The sequence below is a fragment of the Natrarchaeobius oligotrophus genome, assembly GCF_003841465.1.
GTDB classification, from domain to species: Archaea; Halobacteriota; Halobacteria; order Halobacteriales; family Natrialbaceae; genus Natrarchaeobius; species Natrarchaeobius oligotrophus.
On record NZ_REFZ01000017.1, the window covers coordinates 1 to 16,632 of the forward strand.

At 66.1% G+C, this 16,632-nt stretch carries 13 protein-coding genes; 1 reads left to right on the forward strand and 12 read right to left on the reverse strand.

Translation table 11 applies throughout. The features are described 5' to 3' along the window. Positions 1-164, forward strand: a 164-nt coding sequence (locus EA472_RS17835; RefSeq protein ID WP_165874939.1) for an integrase core domain-containing protein, incomplete at its 5' end; no start/stop codon positions are given. A 268-nt stretch (positions 165-432) separates the two neighbouring features. Here the strand turns inward: EA472_RS17835 and EA472_RS17840 are convergent. From EA472_RS17840 to EA472_RS17895, 12 genes are all read right to left on the reverse strand, one after another. Then, on the reverse strand, positions 433-888 hold the full coding sequence (locus EA472_RS17840; RefSeq protein ID WP_124192864.1) for a pyridoxamine 5'-phosphate oxidase family protein: 456 nt from the start codon (positions 886-888) through the stop codon (positions 433-435). Positions 889-1,058: 170 nt separating this feature from the next. Next, positions 1,059-2,414, reverse strand: coding sequence for an MFS transporter (locus EA472_RS17845; RefSeq protein WP_124192865.1), 1,356 nt, complete (start codon positions 2,412-2,414; stop codon positions 1,059-1,061). Positions 2,415-2,610: 196 nt separating this feature from the next. Beyond that, entirely contained in the window at positions 2,611-3,375 is a 765-nt protein-coding gene (locus EA472_RS17850; RefSeq protein WP_124192866.1) for a mechanosensitive ion channel family protein, read from the reverse strand. A gap of 1 nt (position 3,376) precedes the next feature. Beyond that, positions 3,377-4,189 (reverse strand): diadenylate cyclase DacZ, encoded by an 813-nt coding sequence (dacZ, locus tag EA472_RS17855; RefSeq protein WP_124192867.1) that lies wholly within the window; start codon positions 4,187-4,189, stop codon positions 3,377-3,379. Between the two features lie 204 nt (positions 4,190-4,393). Beyond that, positions 4,394-5,980, reverse strand: coding sequence for an aminomethyl-transferring glycine dehydrogenase subunit GcvPB (gcvPB, locus tag EA472_RS17860; protein ID WP_124192868.1), 1,587 nt, complete (start codon positions 5,978-5,980; stop codon positions 4,394-4,396). After that, positions 5,977-7,338: an aminomethyl-transferring glycine dehydrogenase subunit GcvPA gene (gene gcvPA / locus EA472_RS17865; protein WP_124192869.1), complete on the reverse strand. Its 1,362-nt coding sequence runs from the start codon at positions 7,336-7,338 to the stop codon at positions 5,977-5,979. The genes gcvPB and gcvPA overlap by 4 nt, the downstream gene beginning before the upstream one ends. A 279-nt stretch (positions 7,339-7,617) precedes the next feature. Continuing rightward, complete coding sequence (locus EA472_RS17870; RefSeq protein ID WP_124192870.1) at positions 7,618-8,928, reverse strand: AI-2E family transporter; 1,311 nt, start codon at positions 8,926-8,928, stop codon at positions 7,618-7,620. Between the two features lie 60 nt (positions 8,929-8,988). Next, entirely contained in the window at positions 8,989-11,466 is a 2,478-nt protein-coding gene (locus EA472_RS17875) for a heavy metal translocating P-type ATPase (protein WP_124192871.1), read from the reverse strand. A 42-nt stretch (positions 11,467-11,508) separates the two neighbouring features. After that, the gene (locus EA472_RS17880; RefSeq protein ID WP_124192872.1) at positions 11,509-12,318 is read right to left on the reverse strand and encodes a sulfite exporter TauE/SafE family protein; all 810 of its coding nucleotides are present in this window, start codon (positions 12,316-12,318) and stop codon (positions 11,509-11,511) included. A 133-nt stretch (positions 12,319-12,451) separates the two neighbouring features. Then, positions 12,452-13,789, reverse strand: a complete 1,338-nt coding sequence (gene hmgB / locus EA472_RS17885) for a hydroxymethylglutaryl-CoA synthase (protein ID WP_124192873.1) — start codon at positions 13,787-13,789, stop codon at positions 12,452-12,454. 403 nt (positions 13,790-14,192) lie between these two features. After that, positions 14,193-15,821: a hypothetical protein gene (locus EA472_RS17890; protein WP_124192874.1), complete on the reverse strand. Its 1,629-nt coding sequence runs from the start codon at positions 15,819-15,821 to the stop codon at positions 14,193-14,195. A gap of 185 nt (positions 15,822-16,006) precedes the next feature. Beyond that, the gene (locus EA472_RS17895; protein WP_124192875.1) at positions 16,007-16,585 is read right to left on the reverse strand and encodes a DUF2150 family protein; all 579 of its coding nucleotides are present in this window, start codon (positions 16,583-16,585) and stop codon (positions 16,007-16,009) included. Positions 16,586-16,632 lie beyond the last annotated feature (47 nt).

Sequence of the window (16,632 nt, forward strand, 5' to 3'; positions counted from 1 at the left end):
GGTTTCAGACTGTCTCAATGCGGATCGACCGCTTTCACTCCTTCTGGCGGGGCAGTCCAGCCAGCGCACGCCGCTGGCTCAGACGCTTCAGACACCATTATAACCATGATCGGCCGAATCAAGCACTAAATGGACGAACACCAGCTGAGGAGGTGCTGAACTAGACAGTGCCTTCACGACTGGAATCTCGAAGATCCTCACGGTAAGGATATAGAGACGGTTCGGGGGATCCGTGACGAGGTCGAACGGCGTGTCACAGACCTTTTAGATCAGATCACTCTCTGAGACAAATTGGACTATGGATACTGAGTTGCTGCCGATCGAACTGGTGGTCGCTGCGTTCGCAGGTGGCGCGTTCGGTGTTGCGATAGGAGCATTGGCATCGAGACTGTTCCGTGTGCGAGCGGGAGTGAACCGGAGTTCGAAACCGAGTTACGAATCGTCAGTACCCTGCATTCGGTCCGTGTAATCCCAGCTAAACACCTGCCGCGGTTCGATGCGGATTCGAATCTCGTCGCGCTCGTCGTCGAGCAATCGACGCGCGAGATCGGAGTCCGTCCCATCGAGGTACCGTTCGACGAGCGCACGCAACACGGTCTTGTCCGTATCCGGCTCGAGTGTGGCGGTGCCGTTGCCCCTCACGCCGCGGTAGGGGATCCGATTCGTCGAGACGTCGAACGCCACCTCGGGATCGGTACGAAGGAACCGCACCAGGTGCGCGCTGTCTTCGGTCGCACACTCGAACCCCCCATCGTGGTACCGATACCACACTGTCACCACCCACGGCGAGCCGTCCGGTCTGTGGGTCGCGATCCGGATCGGAATCGTCGCTCGCTGAAGAAACGCCTCCACTTCCGTCTCGTTCCACGAGCCGAGAAATTCGGGCATATCGTCGGTACGGGACGCAGCCGGAAAGTTCTGCCCGGGGTCCGTTCCCCGCCGACGTCACCCACCGTATCGAGGGCGTACGAGTTACCTCGAGACGACAGTCGGATTCGTCGGCGTCCAAATTCCGACGAAGTCGGATAGGGACCGCGTTCGCCATCGCTTTCGGAGGATTACCACTCGACGAGCGCGCGACGGCCGTGTAGCCACACGAGGATCACCAGAAACAGCGCGACGCCGGAGAGCGCGAACGCGCCGCCGACGTAGAACACCGCGGACATTCCCACCTCGTACATCAGCCAGCCGCCAAGTAGCGGCGCGACGACGCTTCCCGGCCGCCAGAGCAGGTCGCGAATGCCGAAACTCGAGGCGACGCCGCCGTCTTCGGTCCCCTCGTCGGCGAACAGCGCCATACTCGCCGGTTCGCGGAAGCTGTCGGCGACGCCGAGCAGCCCCGACAGGACGATCAGCGGGACGAACGCGGGCGAAACGTCGCCGAGGATCGTCACCTGCCCCGGTACGGCCGACAGTGGGAGCCATCCGGGAAGCGTCGCCCCGGCCGCGATCGCGGGAATCGAGACGACGAACTCCGACGGTAGCGCGAGCGCGGCCCCGATAGCCGGTGCGAACGGAACGGCCAGCGCGACCAGCCCGTACGTCGCTCCGCCGGCGAAGACGAACAGCGCGCGGCCGTAGCCGTCGGAGAGTCTGCCGGTAAACGGCTGACAGCACATGTTGGTGAACTTCTCCGCGACGACCGTCAGCGCGACCGCGAGTCCGCCGTAGGCCAGCCCACCCTGGGCGGCGGAGACGCCGGCGAAGATGGGGACCCACGTTCGAACGAGCGTCACCGAAAACGCGTACTGAACGCGAAAGCTCGAGAGGGTGAGAATGCGACGGTTGAGCGCGAGGTCGCTGAACGGAAAGCCGTAGACGCGCGTCACGTCGGGCTCGAGGTGGTGTCGCATCGCGAGCCAGGCTGCGATCGTGATACAGACGATGATCGCGAAGATCGGCCCGAAGCCGAACGCCTCGTAGAGCACGCCGGCGCTGAGGCTGCCGACGATCGAGGCGGCGAAGTACGCGGCGTTGGACTTTCCGATGTAGTTCGCCCGCGTTCCGGTGGCGGCGATCTGGCCGACCAGCGAGAGCGTCATCAGCCCCGTTCCGGTGATGATCGCTCCCTGAAGCGCGCGGATTGCGATGAACGTCGCGCTCGAGTCGACCAGCGGAAAGAGCGCGTAGACGCCCGCACCCAGGCCGAGCACGGTGAGCAAGACGAGCCGTTTGTCGAAGCGGTCGCCGCCCCAGGCGAGCGGAATCACGGCGACCGTCTGTGCGAACGTAAAGCCGGTGGTGTACAGCCCGACGATGAGGCCGGCGCTGATCGTGAGACCCAGGATCGTCGTATCCGTCGGCTCGAGCGCGTTGATGTAGTACGGCAGCAGCGTTACCAGCGTGATGAACCCGAAGCCTTCCGCGAATCTGGTGAGATAGAGCGCCCAGAACTGTCGTCGATCCTCGTTCACGCCGCCCGTTTCGAACGCGACGAAAAAGATGTTTCGAAACGAAAGTCATACGATGACGTCGTCCGGTGGGCTCGGCGTTCGTCGAATCGAAAGCGATCGGTCCGTCCCCGATCTAGTACCGTCCCAAGCGTCGACTGCTGAGCGAAACCGAACCACACCGAATGATTTCGCTCATCAGTTCAGGCTTGGGACGCCACTAGTCCCGTACGCGGACGATGTCGTCCTCGAACACCCGCCGGTTCGGGATGATGTACTCCTCCGAGTCGTTTTCGACCTTCGTCACGAACAGGTCGACCTCCTGGACGATTCCGGACTGGTCGCCGATCCGAATCCGATCGCCGATTCCGTAGGGCTGGTTGAGCAGGAGGTAGATCCCCGCCGCGCTCGAGACGAGAAAGTCCCTGAACGTGAGCGCGCCGACGACGACGATTCCGGCCGCGTAGACCGCGAGCAAGATCAAAAGCGGCAGGACGTAGACGCCGATCTGTCCGAGCGCGATGACGAACGCCACGAAGAGAACCGAGTATTTGACGAGCCGCGGAATCACCGCCACTTCGGGAAGTTTGACGCCGCGCAGGTACTCGCTGACCATCAGCTCCGACTTGTCGGCGACGATGAATCCGAGAATAAGCACCAGCACCGCGATGAACGCCTGCGGGATGAACTCGACCACCCGAAACGCGAACATGTCGGTGTCCAGTAACTGGGCGATGTAGATCGCCGTCAACACTGCGATTCCGTAGATGAACCACGAACTCAGCCGGGCGACGATCTCGACCGTCGAGGTGCCGATCGACTGTGCCGTCCGCTCGAACGGCGTTCCCTCGACGGCCTCCGGAACGCCCGACGCCGTCAGCAGCTCCTTGTTGAGGCGGCCGACGAGATACCCCACGACGAGCCCCAGCGCCAGTACTGCGGCGGCGATCACCGCCGGCTCGTCGATGAGCGTCTGCCAGTCCATATCAGTACGCCTCCGGATCGACCTCGAGAATGATTTCTCCGCCTTTGAACGCCCGGACGAGCCCGTCGCTCTCCGAGAGCACGATCGCGATCGCGTTGGTGTCGCGCGTGATGGCCCCGCCGGCCATGTGGCGCGCACCGAGTCCCTTCGGAATGTCGACTCCCTCGGCCGACGGCTCGAGGTAGCGGTACGCCGAGACGATCTTGCCCGCGTCGGAGATGACGAACGCTCCGTCGAGCCGCGAGAACTCCTTTAACATCACGTCGACGATCGGGTCGCCGACGTGGACGTGAGACTTCTCGAACGGGTTGTACGACAGCGGCCGGGACTTGTTCATCACCTTTCCGGCGTCGCCGACGATGAACAGCGCGCCGACCGGTTTTCCCTTCTGTCCTTTCTTGCCGAGTTCGATCGCCAGCTCGAGCACCGCCTTGATCACCTGCGGCTCCGCGCGAGATTTGGCGAACAGGTCGTAGATTCCCGTGTGGGCGTCCTGACTCACCCTGACGCGCGAGACCGTGTCGATCTCCTCTTCGAAGATGCTCGTCGCACAGACCAGTTCGTCACCGCCATCGATCACACCCTTCTCGAGTCCGCCCTCGAGCCCGAAGCGGATCCGCTCGGAAACGTCGTCGAACTCGAGGGGGAGCTCGACGAACTCCGGCGCGCCGACGTCGTTTTCCGTTCCGACGACGATTACGTCGAGGTCGTCGACCTTCGCGAACCGCTCGTAGTACGAGCCGCTCGGTGCAAAGAGCATGACGGCGTCGACACCCGAGAAGAGATCCCCGAACACGTCGTCTAACCCGGCCATTGCTCATACAAGCCGCGCCCGCGCGAATAAGCGTTTTGGACCGTCTGACGTGCGTCTGTCTCTTCACTCGTCTGTAACAACCGCGTACTTTTCCGAGCAGGTTCGGTGTCGAGCGTTCGTTTGTTCGGTCGAAGGGGTCGACGCTCGGTGGAATCGAACCCGATCCTCCCGAATACGTGCGGTTTCGCCCGGGACGAACGACGGTCACTCCCTCTCGAGCGCCTGCCACGACAGCCGCGGGGTTCGCGCCGCGCTCGTCTGGTCGATCCGGCGTGCCGTCGTTCGGCCGGGCGCGGCCTCGAGGTCGGCGTCGTCCTCTCTGGCGACGGCGTTGAACGCGCCTGCGAGCCGATCGAGGGTGGCTTTGCTCTCGATCTCCGTCGGCTCTGTCATGAGCGCCTCCGGAACGATCTCGGGCCACTTCGTCGTCGGCGGGTGGACGCCGTAATCGAGCATCCGCTTTGCGACGTCTGCGGCGTCCTGTTCGCCCGCGCTGGCGACGAACTCGTGGTGGAACGGCTCGTACGGGACGTCGTACTCGATCTGGGAGGCGAGGTAGTTCGCGTTGAGCACCGCCTTCGCGCTGGCGTCTGCGAGCCCCTCGTCGCCCAGCCGAGCGACGTAGGCGAACGCCTTGACGAGGACGAGCCAGTTGCCGTGGTAGCCGTGGACCTTCCCGATGGTGCGCTCGGGTTCGAACAGTTCGTACGTCGGTTCGCGGCCGCGGGTCCCGCCACCGATATCGTCACCAGAATCGCCGCCACCGCCGCTCGAGTCGCTGCCGGTATCGCTCGATCCGCCGACCTTCCGAACCCGCGGCGACGGCAGAAACGGCGCGAGTTGCTCGCTGACGCCGACGGGACCGGCTCCGGGTCCGCCGCCGCCGTGGGGCGTCGCGAACGTCTTGTGGACGTTGTAGTGCATCACGTCGAAGCCCATGTCGCCCGGGCGGACGCGCCCCAGCAGCGCGTTCAGGTTCGCGCCGTCGTAGTAGAGCAATCCGCCGACGTCGTGAACCCGCTGTGCGATCTCGACGATGTCGCGCTCGAACAGTCCCAGCGTGTTGGGGTTGGTGAGCATCAGCGCGGCCGTCCGCTCGGAGAGGGCAGCCTCGAGCGCCTCGAGGTCGACGCGTCCCCCGTCGTCGCTGGGGAGCTCGACGACGTCGTACCCCCCGAGCGCGGCGGTCGCGAAGTTCGTCCCGTGAGCGCTCTCGGGAACGATCACCTCGTCGCGGTCGTCGTCCCGGTGGTCGTGATACGCTGCGGCAATGCGGACGCCGACGAACTCGCCTGCGGCGCCCGCCGGCGGCTGGAGCGTGACGGCGTCCATCCCGCCGATTCGCGCGAGGTAGTCCTGGAGCCGGTACAGCAACTCGAGCGTCCCCTGGATCGACCGTTCCGATCGATCGGGGTGGACCGCGGCCGAGGCGAGCGCGGCGACGTCCTCGGTAAACGGCGGGTTGTACTTCATCGTACACGAGCCGAGCGGGTAGGGACCGCTGTCGATGCCGTAGACCATCTGGGAGAGGCGGGTGTAGTGGCGCGCGAGTTCGGGCTCCGAGAGTGCCGGGAGTTCGAGAGAGTCGCGCGTAAGGTCGTCTGGAAGCGGCGAGTTCACGGTCTCTTCGCTTTCGTCGCCGTCCTCCCGGCCGCCGTCGATCTCGACGCGCGTCAGATCCTTCTCCGACAGCAACGGTTCGTAGCGCCCGTTCTCGACGTAACGCGCTTGATCGTACCGGACCTGCCGTCCCCCAGGGCCGTCCGATTCGCCCGAGCGGTCGTCGGTCATCCGACCACCTCCTCGAGGGTCGCGACGAACGAGTCGAGTCGCTCGTCGGGAACGCCGGCGACGCAGAGCTGTATCTCGTGGTCGTCCACCACGTGCACCGCGAAGCCACGTTTCTGGAGGTCCGACGCGATGGCTCGAGCGGGCTGATCGACGTGAGCGACGAACTCCCGGAAGTGTCGCCGGTCGTGGACCGGAGCGGTGACGCCGGTGAGGTCGTCCACCCGCTCGGCCAACTCTTCGGCTCGGGTGACGCTTCGCGAGGCGAGTTCGACCAGCCCGCGCGGGCCGAGCGCGCCGACGTGGATCGCGGTCCGGAGCGCGACCCACGCCTGGTTCGTACAGATGTTGCTCGTCGCCCGCTCGCGGCGGATGTGTTGCTCGCGGGTCTGTAACGTCAGCGTGAACGTTCGCCGGTCGGTCGCGTCCTCGCTGGCGCCGACCAGCCGCCCCGGAACCTGCCGGAGGTACGTTTCGCTCGTCGCGAACAGCCCGAGCCCCATCCCGAAACTCGTCGGGAGCCCGAGCACGCTCGCGTCGCCGACGACGACGTCCGCGCCGACGTCGGCCGGCCGCTCCAGCAGCGCCAGCGCGACCGGATCGGAGCCGAGGACGAACAGCGCGTCGGCGTCGTCGGCGATCGAACCGATCGCACTCAGATTCTCCTCGATCGTTCCGCGAACCGTCGGGTTTTCGGCGTACACCATCACGGCGTCCGTTTCGTCGCCGCCGGCTCCGCCCCCTTCGACGCGGCGTTCGAACCCCTCGAGGTCGACGATTCCGTCGTCGGTCGGGTACGTCTCGACGACGAGATCGGTTCCGGCGACGTAGTTCTCGAGGGTGCGTCGCTTGCCGGACGCCAGGCGGTCGGGAACGAGCACGCGCGTTCCGCTCGCGTCGCGGATCCGATCGGCGAGCGTCGCGGCCTCTCCGAGCGCCGTCGCGGCGTCGTACATCGAGCAGTTGGCGACCTCGAGGCCGGTGAGTTCGACCAGCAGCGACTGGTACTCGAACAGCGCCTGCAGAAAACCCTGAGAGATCTCGGGCTGGTACTGCGTGTAGGAGGTGAGAAACTCCGACCGATCCGCGAGATGGTCGACCAGCGAGGGAACGTAGTAGCCGTAGTGTCCCCGGCCGAGGAGTTCCGTGAGCCCGTCGTTTCGTCCCAGTATCGACCGAACCAACCGGCGCGTCTCGCGTTCTGACCGGGAGTCGATTCCGTACTCGCCGTCGAACGCCACCCCGGCGGGAACGTCGAAGAGATCCTCGACCGTCTCGGCGCCGATCGCCTCGAGCATCGCCGTTCGTTCGTCGTCCGTGTGGGGAGCGTACGGACTCCCCGCGTCGTGTGTTCCGTGCATGCTTGCGATGACCTCGATCGACGTACCCCGCGATCCCCGTTCCTCACCGCCCCGGTCGTCGATCGAAGACGTGGTATCGACTAGTCACGGCGATTGTATAAAGAACACACCGTTCGGCGGCCGTCGCTCATACGTCCCGACGGTCGGAATCAGTCGAACGTCCGGGGCGTTTCTCGCGTCCGTCAGATCGAGTCGTACGAACTGGCGCAACCGAGGCCCGGTACAACCGCGTCCAGTTGGCGGTTGCGCCCGAACTGACGGACGACGGTTCGCATCAGGTCAGGGATCCGGATCGCCTCCCGTTCCCGCCGCGTCTTCGTCCTCGACGGTTCGATCCCCGTCGTTGGAGACGCCGTCTCGGCGTTCGCTCGCCCCGCCGGAATCCGGATCGGCGCGTTCGGTCGCGATCCAGTCGGCGTCGTCTCGGCCGGCTGCGTCGACCTCGTCGGATTCGACGGCTGGACGGCCGTTCTCGTCCGTCTCGGACGCGATGCCGGTTTCGTCATCGGTTTCCGCGGCCGGATCGGCGGCCGTCTCCTCGTCCTCGAGCGTCCGCGCGGCGGTCGCCCCCTCGCGCTCTCGAGCGTAGACGTCGAGGGCGATCTTCGCGCCGCCGAGGACGACGGGACCGATGAACAGCCCGACCGCGCCGAAGACGACGAGGCCGCCGAAGATGCCGACGACGACGATAGCGGAGTTGAACGCGCTCGTTCGGCCGATCAGCGCCGGTCGAAGGTAGGTGTCGGAGGCGCTGACGAGCGAGCCGTAGACGGCGAGCGTCGCCGCGGCGACGGGGCGATCGAGCGCGAGGAGATAGAGTGTGACGGGGACCCAGACGCCGAACGCCCCGACCAGCGGGAGCAACGCGAGGACGAACGTCGCGACGGTGAGAAAGATGACGACGGGGACGTCGAGCAGCGCAAGCCCGACCCCGAGCAAGACCGCCTGAATGCCGGCGACGGCGACGTTTCCGACGACCGACGCCCACATGAGCTGATCGAGTTCGCGCCGGAGTTCGCGCTGGATCTCGTCGTCGATCGGCAGCACTCGCCCGAACCACGCCACGAGCGCGTCCCCGTCTCGCAACAGCGCGAACAACACGAACAGCGTCACGGTCAACCCGATGAGGATTCCCGGAAGCCCGGTGACCACGTCCATCGTCCTGGTCGCGAGCCCCTGGACGCCCGTCGCGATCGGCTCCTCGTAGGTCTGATACAGCTCCCCGAGGTCGACGGCGTATCCGGTCGCCTCGAGTCTGGACTCGATCGCGTCGACGCTGAGATTCCCCTCCTGAACGGCGGTCGCGATCTCGAGCGCCTCGCGGATCGCGATGGCGAGGACGTACGCGAGCGGCAACAGGATCGCGAGAATCGCGACGACGACGAGCACGAGCGCCGCGGTCATCGATCGGACGTACGTCTCGAGTCGTCGCTGTGCCGGCATGAGAATGTACGCGAGGACGACCCCGAGGAGAATGTACTGGAGGTACGGGAGGATGACGACGAGACCGAAGGCAGTGCTCGCGACCGCGATCGCGAGCAGTCCGGGCCGCTCGGAGAACCACTCCGACGGGTCGAGTCGTTCGACCATGCGTCCCGGTACGTCGCCCCGACTAATTAGCTCGGTGACTCGATCGGTGCGAACGAACGATCACTCCTCGAGTAACGACCGCGAGGAGTTGGTCACGACGAGCAGGCTGCTCGTCCCCATCGCGATCGCGGCGAACAGCGGGTTGAGCAGGCCGGTGACCGCGAGCGGGATCGCGATCGCGTTGTAACAGAACGCCCACCCGACGTTCCCTTTCACGCGTCGATCGGTCGCTCGAGCGAGCTCGAAGACGGTGTCGACCGAGGAGAGGTCGTCGTCGACGAGCGCGACGTCGGCCGCGTCTGCGGCCATCGCCGTCCCGCCGCCGAGTGCGATGCCGAGGTCCGCCGCCGCGAGCGCGGGGGCGTCGTTCGTCCCGTCGCCGATCATCACGGTCCGACCGCGGGTTCCGAGTCGCTCGACGGTCTCGGCTTTACCCTCCGGCGGGACGCCCGCGAACACGCGATCGACCGCCGAGTGTTCTCGGAGCCGACGCGTCGCGCGCTCGTCGTCGCCCGTGAGGACGACGACCTCCGCGTCGGCCGTCGAGATCGCGTCGAGGGTCTCTTCCCACCCACCTCGGAGTTCGTCGCCGACGACGATGACGCCCGTCGCAACGCCACCTTCGCCGACGGCAACCGGGACGCGGCCGGTCTCACGAGCCCCGTCGATCCGGGCGGCGATCCCGTCCGGAACCGTCCAGCCGAGCGCGGCGAACAGGTCCGGGTGGCCGACGACGATCTCCTCGCCGTCGACGACGCCGGAGACGCCGTTTCGGTGGCTGCGGAACTCCTCGATGCGGTCGTCGGCCGTCGCGTCACCCCCTCGCTCGAGGGCGTCGTCGCTCGAGTCGGTCGCCGAGTCATCTTCGACGGGGTCTCTCTCGAGCGAGCCCCCGTCCGCGAGCGGCGAGGCGGCGGCGATCGCCCGCCCGATCGGGTGTGCGGACCGACGCTCGAGCAGGGCCGCCCGCTCGAGGAGGTCGGCGTCGACGTCGGCGTCGACGACGGTCATCTCGCCGGTCGTCAGCGTCCCCGTCTTGTCGAAGACGACGGTGTCGGCGTCGCGGATGCGTTCGAAGACGCTGTCGTCGAAGACGACGATCGACCGCTCGAGAGCGTCGCGGATGCCCGCGGCGACGGCCAGCGGCGTCGCGAGTCCGAGCGCACACGGACAGGAGACGATGAGCACGGTGAGTCCGACCAGCAACGCGTCGGCGACGCCGGCACCGAGCGCGAGGTAGACGGTCGTGACGACGACCGCGAGGACGAGCACGAGCGGAACGAAGATCGTCGCCAGCTTGTCGGCGAGTTTCTGGATGCCGTGACTCGAGCTCTGGAGATCCCAGACGAGTTCGGCGATCCGATCGAGGGTGCTCGTCGCGTCCTCGCCGACGCGGACCGTGATCGCGCCGTCTGCGACCAGCGAGCCGCCGACGACATCGTCGCCGTCGCCCTTCGTTACCGGCAGCGATTCGCCCGTGACGACCGCCTCGTCGATGGCGGCGTCTCCTTCGACCACCACGCCGTCGACGGGGACGCGCTCGCCGGCGCGCACCAGTACGCGATCGCCAGTCACGAGGTCCGAGACGGCGACGTCCTCGTGGCCGCCGTCGTCGCGGACGCGTCGAGCCTCGTCGACCTGGACGGCGGTCAGATCCGAGAGTCGCTCGGTCGCCTCGCGTTTGAGCGTGGACTCGTAGTAGCCGCCGACGGTCACGATGACGACGATCGCCACGGTCACGTCGTAGTAAATGTGGTCGCCGCCGACGGCGATCGAGAGCGTGCTGTAGAGGTAGGCGCTGACGGCGGCGATCGCCACGAGCAGGTCCATGTTCGGCGACCGCGTGCGAATCCCGACGTACGCACCCTGCAGGATCGGCTTGCCGGTCACGCCGAGGACGATCGTCGTGAGCGCGGCGATCATGAGGTAAAACGGCGTCGCCACGTCGCTCGCGAGCGTGGCCTCGAAGAACGCCGTCGTCCGCTCGTCGTAGAACAGCCCGCCAAAGTACACCGGGTAGATGAAAACGACGTACTGGAGCATCACCATCATCCCCATGAGCACGCCGACGGCGACGCGTCCCATCTCCCAGTTGTCCGCCTGGCGCCGGCTGAACGCGTCGTCGCGGGCGTAGGCGCTGTATCCCAGCTGGCTAATCTCGTCGGCTAACTCCTCGAGCGAGACGGCGTCGGGGTCGTGGTCGATCCGCACCGTCTCGGTGACGTAGCTCGAACTCGCCGCGCTGACGCCGTCGACGTCGCTCGCGACGGCCTCGATGAACGCCTCGCAGGACGCACAGTACATCCCGTCGACCTCGAGGTACGTCGACTCGTGATCGGGCGGAACCGTCCGGTCGGAGCCGTCGTCCGACCGGGCTCGTCGAACGTCCGCGGCGTCGACGTCGACGTCCCCGAGCGCCCGGTAGACGTCGCGACAGCCGACGCAACAGAAGGCGTCCTCCCCGTCGACGACGTCGCTTCCTTCGACCGGGAGGTCACACAGCGTGCAGCCGCCTTCTGTCGGTCGGTCGGTCGTCATCGTGGGTGCGTTTCGGATTGGTGGTGGTCGATCGCGCGGTGGTCAGTGGTGGTCGTGGCCGCCCGGTGCGTCGATCGCGTCGTAGAACGGCAGTTCGGGATGGGGAACGTGGACGTCGATCGCCATCAGCCCGTGGGCGAACAGGACGTAGCCGAGGACGACGAACGCGACGCCGAGCAACCGGTGAACGCGACGACGGTGGGCGACGTCCACCGCGTCGACGACGGTGCCGTAGGCGAACACCGCCGGAACCGTTCCGACGCCGAGCGCCGCGAGCGCGAGCGCGCCGCCCGTCGGCGAGCCGGTCGCGAACGCGTACAGAAACGCCGGGTACAGGACCGGACACGGCAACAATCCGTGGACCGCGCCGAGTCCGACGATCCCGGGGCCGTTCGCCAGCCGGTCGACGCGCGCGACGAGCCAACCGGTGATCCGCTCGAGGCCGGGCACCGAGACGCCGCCGGTCGTCCGCCCCAGCAGGTAGTAAACGCCCGTCGCGATGACGAAGCCGCCGACGACGAGGCCGACGCCGCCGCGGGCGAGGTCGACGACCGGCGTGAGCTCCGCGGTCGTCAGAAAGAGCGCGCCGCCGAGCGCGCCGAAGAACGCCCCGAGCAGCGTGTAACTCGCCGTCCGTCCGATATTGAACAGCGCGTGTTGGCGGACCTCGTACGTCGTGAGGTGCCCGGCTCGTCCGCCGGAGCCGGCACTCGGGTCTCCCGACCCGCCGTCCATTCGGCCGGCGTAGACCGTCACGAGCGGACCGCACATTCCGATGCAATGTGCGCCGGCCAGGAGACCGATGACGAAGAAGAGAACGACGTCGATACCGAACAGCGTGAGCGGGTCCATACAATCTGATCCTCGAGTGTTTCCGTTGGCTGCTCTAGCGAGCGAACGGTGTAGTGCGTTTCGCCTCCGGAATCGGATTCGACGGACGGACTAACACGGCGGCACGTCCGAGTCTCCCGCCCAGCGATCCGTCTCACTCGACGTAGCTGTACTTTCGCTCGCCCATCCGTCCCCAGCCGTCGAAGACGAACTCGTTTTCTGGCGTCGTGAACTCCCCGACGTCGTCGTCGACGTCGTGGTTGTGGGCGTCGTGAACCTTCTCGTAGTCCGCCCAGCTCAGGTCGTAGCGGGCCGCGAGCTGTTGGTCGACGTTCAGGGAGCCGATCTCCTCGCGCCAGCCGTCGGCCACCGTTTCGGCGTGGATCTCCGCCTGCGCGCCGCTGCCGTAGGAGCCGACCAGCAGTATCTCGCCGGCGAGGTCACGGTCCTCCTCGAGCGCGGTTTTGAGCGCGCTCGTGCGCGCGAGGTGGACGGAGCCGGTGTACCAGTTGCCGACCTCTCGCGAGAGCGACAGCGTCGGTTCGATGGTCTCGGCGTACCACTCGTGGTACCGGTCGGTCTCTTTGAGCGCATTCATGTACTCGCGAACGGCGTCACGGAAGGCGTCCTCGTCGTCGAACGCCTCCTTTCGCGGTTGTCTGCCGATCTCGTCGGCGAGGTCGTCCTCGATCGACGTGTCGCGCGTGATGTGGCGGTAGCCGAGCAGGCCAGCCTTCCGAACCATTCCCGGAAACGGGGTGTGAAACGGAATGTAGGAGATGTCGTCGGGGTGGACGTCGCCCGCGACGCTCTCGTAGTCCTCGAGCGCCTCGCGCATGCGTGCGAGGTACACCTGCACCGACCGCTTGCCGTCGACGGAGGGGAACTGCTGGTTGGGTTTGAGAAAGTCGGTCTCGTCGGCCGAACCGTACCCCTGCTCGGTGGACAGCTCGACGAGGGCAGGCTCCTCGCTGATCAACATCGCGACGGCCCCGGCACCCTGGGTCGCCTCGCCCGCGTCGCCGCGTGCGTACAGCGCCGTGTCGGTCGCGATCACGAGCGCCGACCGGCCGCGATTGCGGCCCGCGCGGATCCAGTTGTAGGCGTCGTCCAAACTCTGGGTGCCCGCGATGCAGGCGAACTTGCGCTCGCCTTTGTTCGCGTGGTGGAAGTCGTCGTCGTACACTTCCTCGAGACAGCCGGCGATGTACGTCGAAACCGGTTTGGAGTTGTCGAACGCGCTCTCGGTCGCGACGTCGATGCGGCCGATGTCGTCGGGTTCGAGGCCTTTGCGTTCCATCAGTCGGTGAGCGGCGTTCGCTCCCATCGTGACGATGTCCTCGTAGCTATCGGGGAACGAACTGGCGTTGAGTCCGAGCCCCTTCGTGTACTTCTCGGGGTCCTCGCCTTTCTCCGGGGCGAACGTCCCGGGCAAGTCGAGTTTGAGGTTCCCGGTCCAGATTTCGATCGCGTCGATACCGACTGCGGTCATGGCCGAATACTATCGGTGAAGCCATATGGTATTGTCGTTCGAAATTTCGACAGCTGACGTACGTGCCGTCGATCGCGGCGGTGCTACGGGGATTCGTACTCCGCGGGCGGTTCCGTCGATGGTCGTACCGTCGTTGCAGTCGATACCGTCCGCGTACACGTCGCCGCCGATCGAGACGTCCTGACCGAGCTGGACGTCGCCTTCCGCGCCGATGTCGTCTCCAACTCACGCATCGACTCGACGACCACATACGTTCCCGCGTCGATCGTCCCGTGAGGAGAAACGTCCTGTCCGACCAAAACGCACGCTCCCGCGTCGAGGTCGCCGTCGAAGTACCCGTCGTCGTTCACGACGACGTAGCCCGTCGCGTACAGTCGTCAGCGTAGTCGAGATCGGCGACGCTTTAATCGGATCTGATCGCGAACGACGCCGTCTCCGCCGTCTCGTTCGGTCCGTCGAAGTCGACGTCGTACGCGGTTCCGTCGCCGTCGTCCGCGTCCACGTTTTCGAGGAGAATCCGTATCTCGGTTTCCGCGTCGTCGCCGGCCGACTCGTACGTGAGTTCGGCGTGATTGCCGCCGGTGTCGAACGATATCGATTCGTGATTCCCGGACTGAACGGTGGCCGTCCCCTGCGGGTGATAATCGACGCTCCCCGACTGCGCGTCCCCGAGATCGACCTCGACCTCGTCGCCGGGCTCGAGCGTTCCGTCGAACTGGAACGCGATCTCCTGGCTCTGTCCCGATTCGCCGGCGACGAGATCCGACACGCTGGCGCTCTCGAACGTCGTCACCGGCGACGGGTCGGGCGGATCGGGATCGGACGCCCGCTCCACCTCGAGGTCGTGGCGATCGCCGCTCGCGCCGCTCGAGACGTACACAGACACCGACGATCCGTCGGCCGGAATCGCGTCGTCGTCGAACTCGAGCGTGGTCTGGTTTCGCCCGTCCGCGTCCGTGGTACCGCGTCGGTCGAACTCGTCGACGACGTCGTCGGGATCGGAGATCGCGTACGAAACGGACGCTCGCTCCACGGCCGCGCCGTCGTCGTCGGCCTCCATCTCGAGTGCTACGTCGCGTTCTCCCTCCTCGATCACGACGTCGTCGGGGTTCGTCTCCGCCCACAACGTCCGGTAGGGTGCCGGATCACCGTTTTCTCCCGGTCCGTCGGATTGGCCGTGGGACCGATGGACGTCGAACTCGTCGCTCGCACCGCCGTGGGATCCGACGCCGACGCGAGCGACCTGCAGTTCGTACGTGTCCGCGTTCAGTTCGACCGTGACGTGACCGTTCGTCTCGTCCTCGTCGACGTTCGCGATCGCGTCCTCGAGATCGTCCCGAAGCGTTTCGTTCCACAGCGACGGTGAGTCGGTCGGAATCGTCAGCGTGAGCCCGCCGGTCACGGAGACCGGATCGCTCGGTCCGCTGAGCGCGACCGGATCGACCGAGACGGCACCGGTCGACGTCTCCGAGAGCTCTCCGTCGACGACGACGACGGTGATTCGGTCGTCGTCGATCAGCGGTTGTTCCGTGAGCGCCACCGCCGCGTCGTCGAACTCGTTGAACGCCAGGCCGTGCTCGAGCCGAGTCGTCGGGTGCGCGTCGTACTCGTTGTATCCGGGCTCGTACGCGATCGTCGTCGTGTCGTGCTCCCCGAGGAGGTTCGCCGGCTCCCCTTCGTAGTCGTCCGGATCGTCGACGGTCGCGTTCTCGATCGCGATCGTTCTCGTGTCGGTCGTCTCGAGCGTTCCCGAGGGATCGGGCGGATTCGTCAGAAACGACCGCGTGGGATACTGCGTTCCGAGCGTCACCGAGGCCGACCGGCGCTCCCCGCTCGTGCCGGCGTTCCGTATCTCGTTTCGCAGCACCTGGACGTCGTCGTGAACGCGTTCGTTGTGGGAAATCTCGACGGCTTCGTTCTGGACGGGGACGGCGTTGACTTGATACAGCGCCAGCGCCGAAAAGACGATCGCGAGCAACAACACGGCGCCGATCTGGATCGTCACCGCGCGCTCTCGTCCCCCGCGTTTCATACCGACGGATAGTCGCAACTACGTATACGTCTGGTGGCCCCTCGATACGTCGATCGCGATGGGTCTCGCTGTTCGAGAACGCCGGGAACGCCCGCGTGCGTTTCTCAGACGGTCTGGCGTCGCTGGATATCGGAACACCGCGGGCCGATCGCGGGTGTGTCGGAGTCGACGAACAGCGGACCGTCTCACTCGTCCTCTTCGACGACTTCCGGATCGCTCATCGCGCTCTGGAGACTGTCCAATCCGTTGATCCACTCCGTCACGAGCCCGTACTCGAGTTCCTCCGCGACGGTCATGTCGAGTTCGTCGCCGTCGATGATGAGCGTACCCGCCTGCGCCGCGTAGCCGAGCGCGGCGTCGAAATCCTCTTCGGCCTCGGCGTCTGCTGCGGCCCCGAGGTAGTCGGTGACGCTGCCTTCCTCCGCCGGTCCGTTGGCGATGTACTCCTCCGCGGCGAAAAACACGCAGACCAGGCTCGTCTGGACGCCGTCTACGAGGATCAGCTTCTCCTCGTCCTCGATGTCGACCTCGTCGAGGACGATCTCGCGGACGTCGTTGATCTCGCCGAGTGCCTCCTCCCGCTCGAGTTCGTCGTCGTCGTAGGCGGCGACGATCTTCGCGACCGCGATCGCCGTATCGTCCTGGAGGTTCAACAGCAGCCGGGCCGACGACTCGTCCTCCGGATCGATCTCCTCGTCTTTGATTCGGTCGATCCAGTTCTGCCAACGTTCCTCCGAGTAGAACTCGGTCGGCGGATTGCTCATACAGTCACCTACACCGGCCGCTTGAAATGCCTTTCTCTACCTCGTGC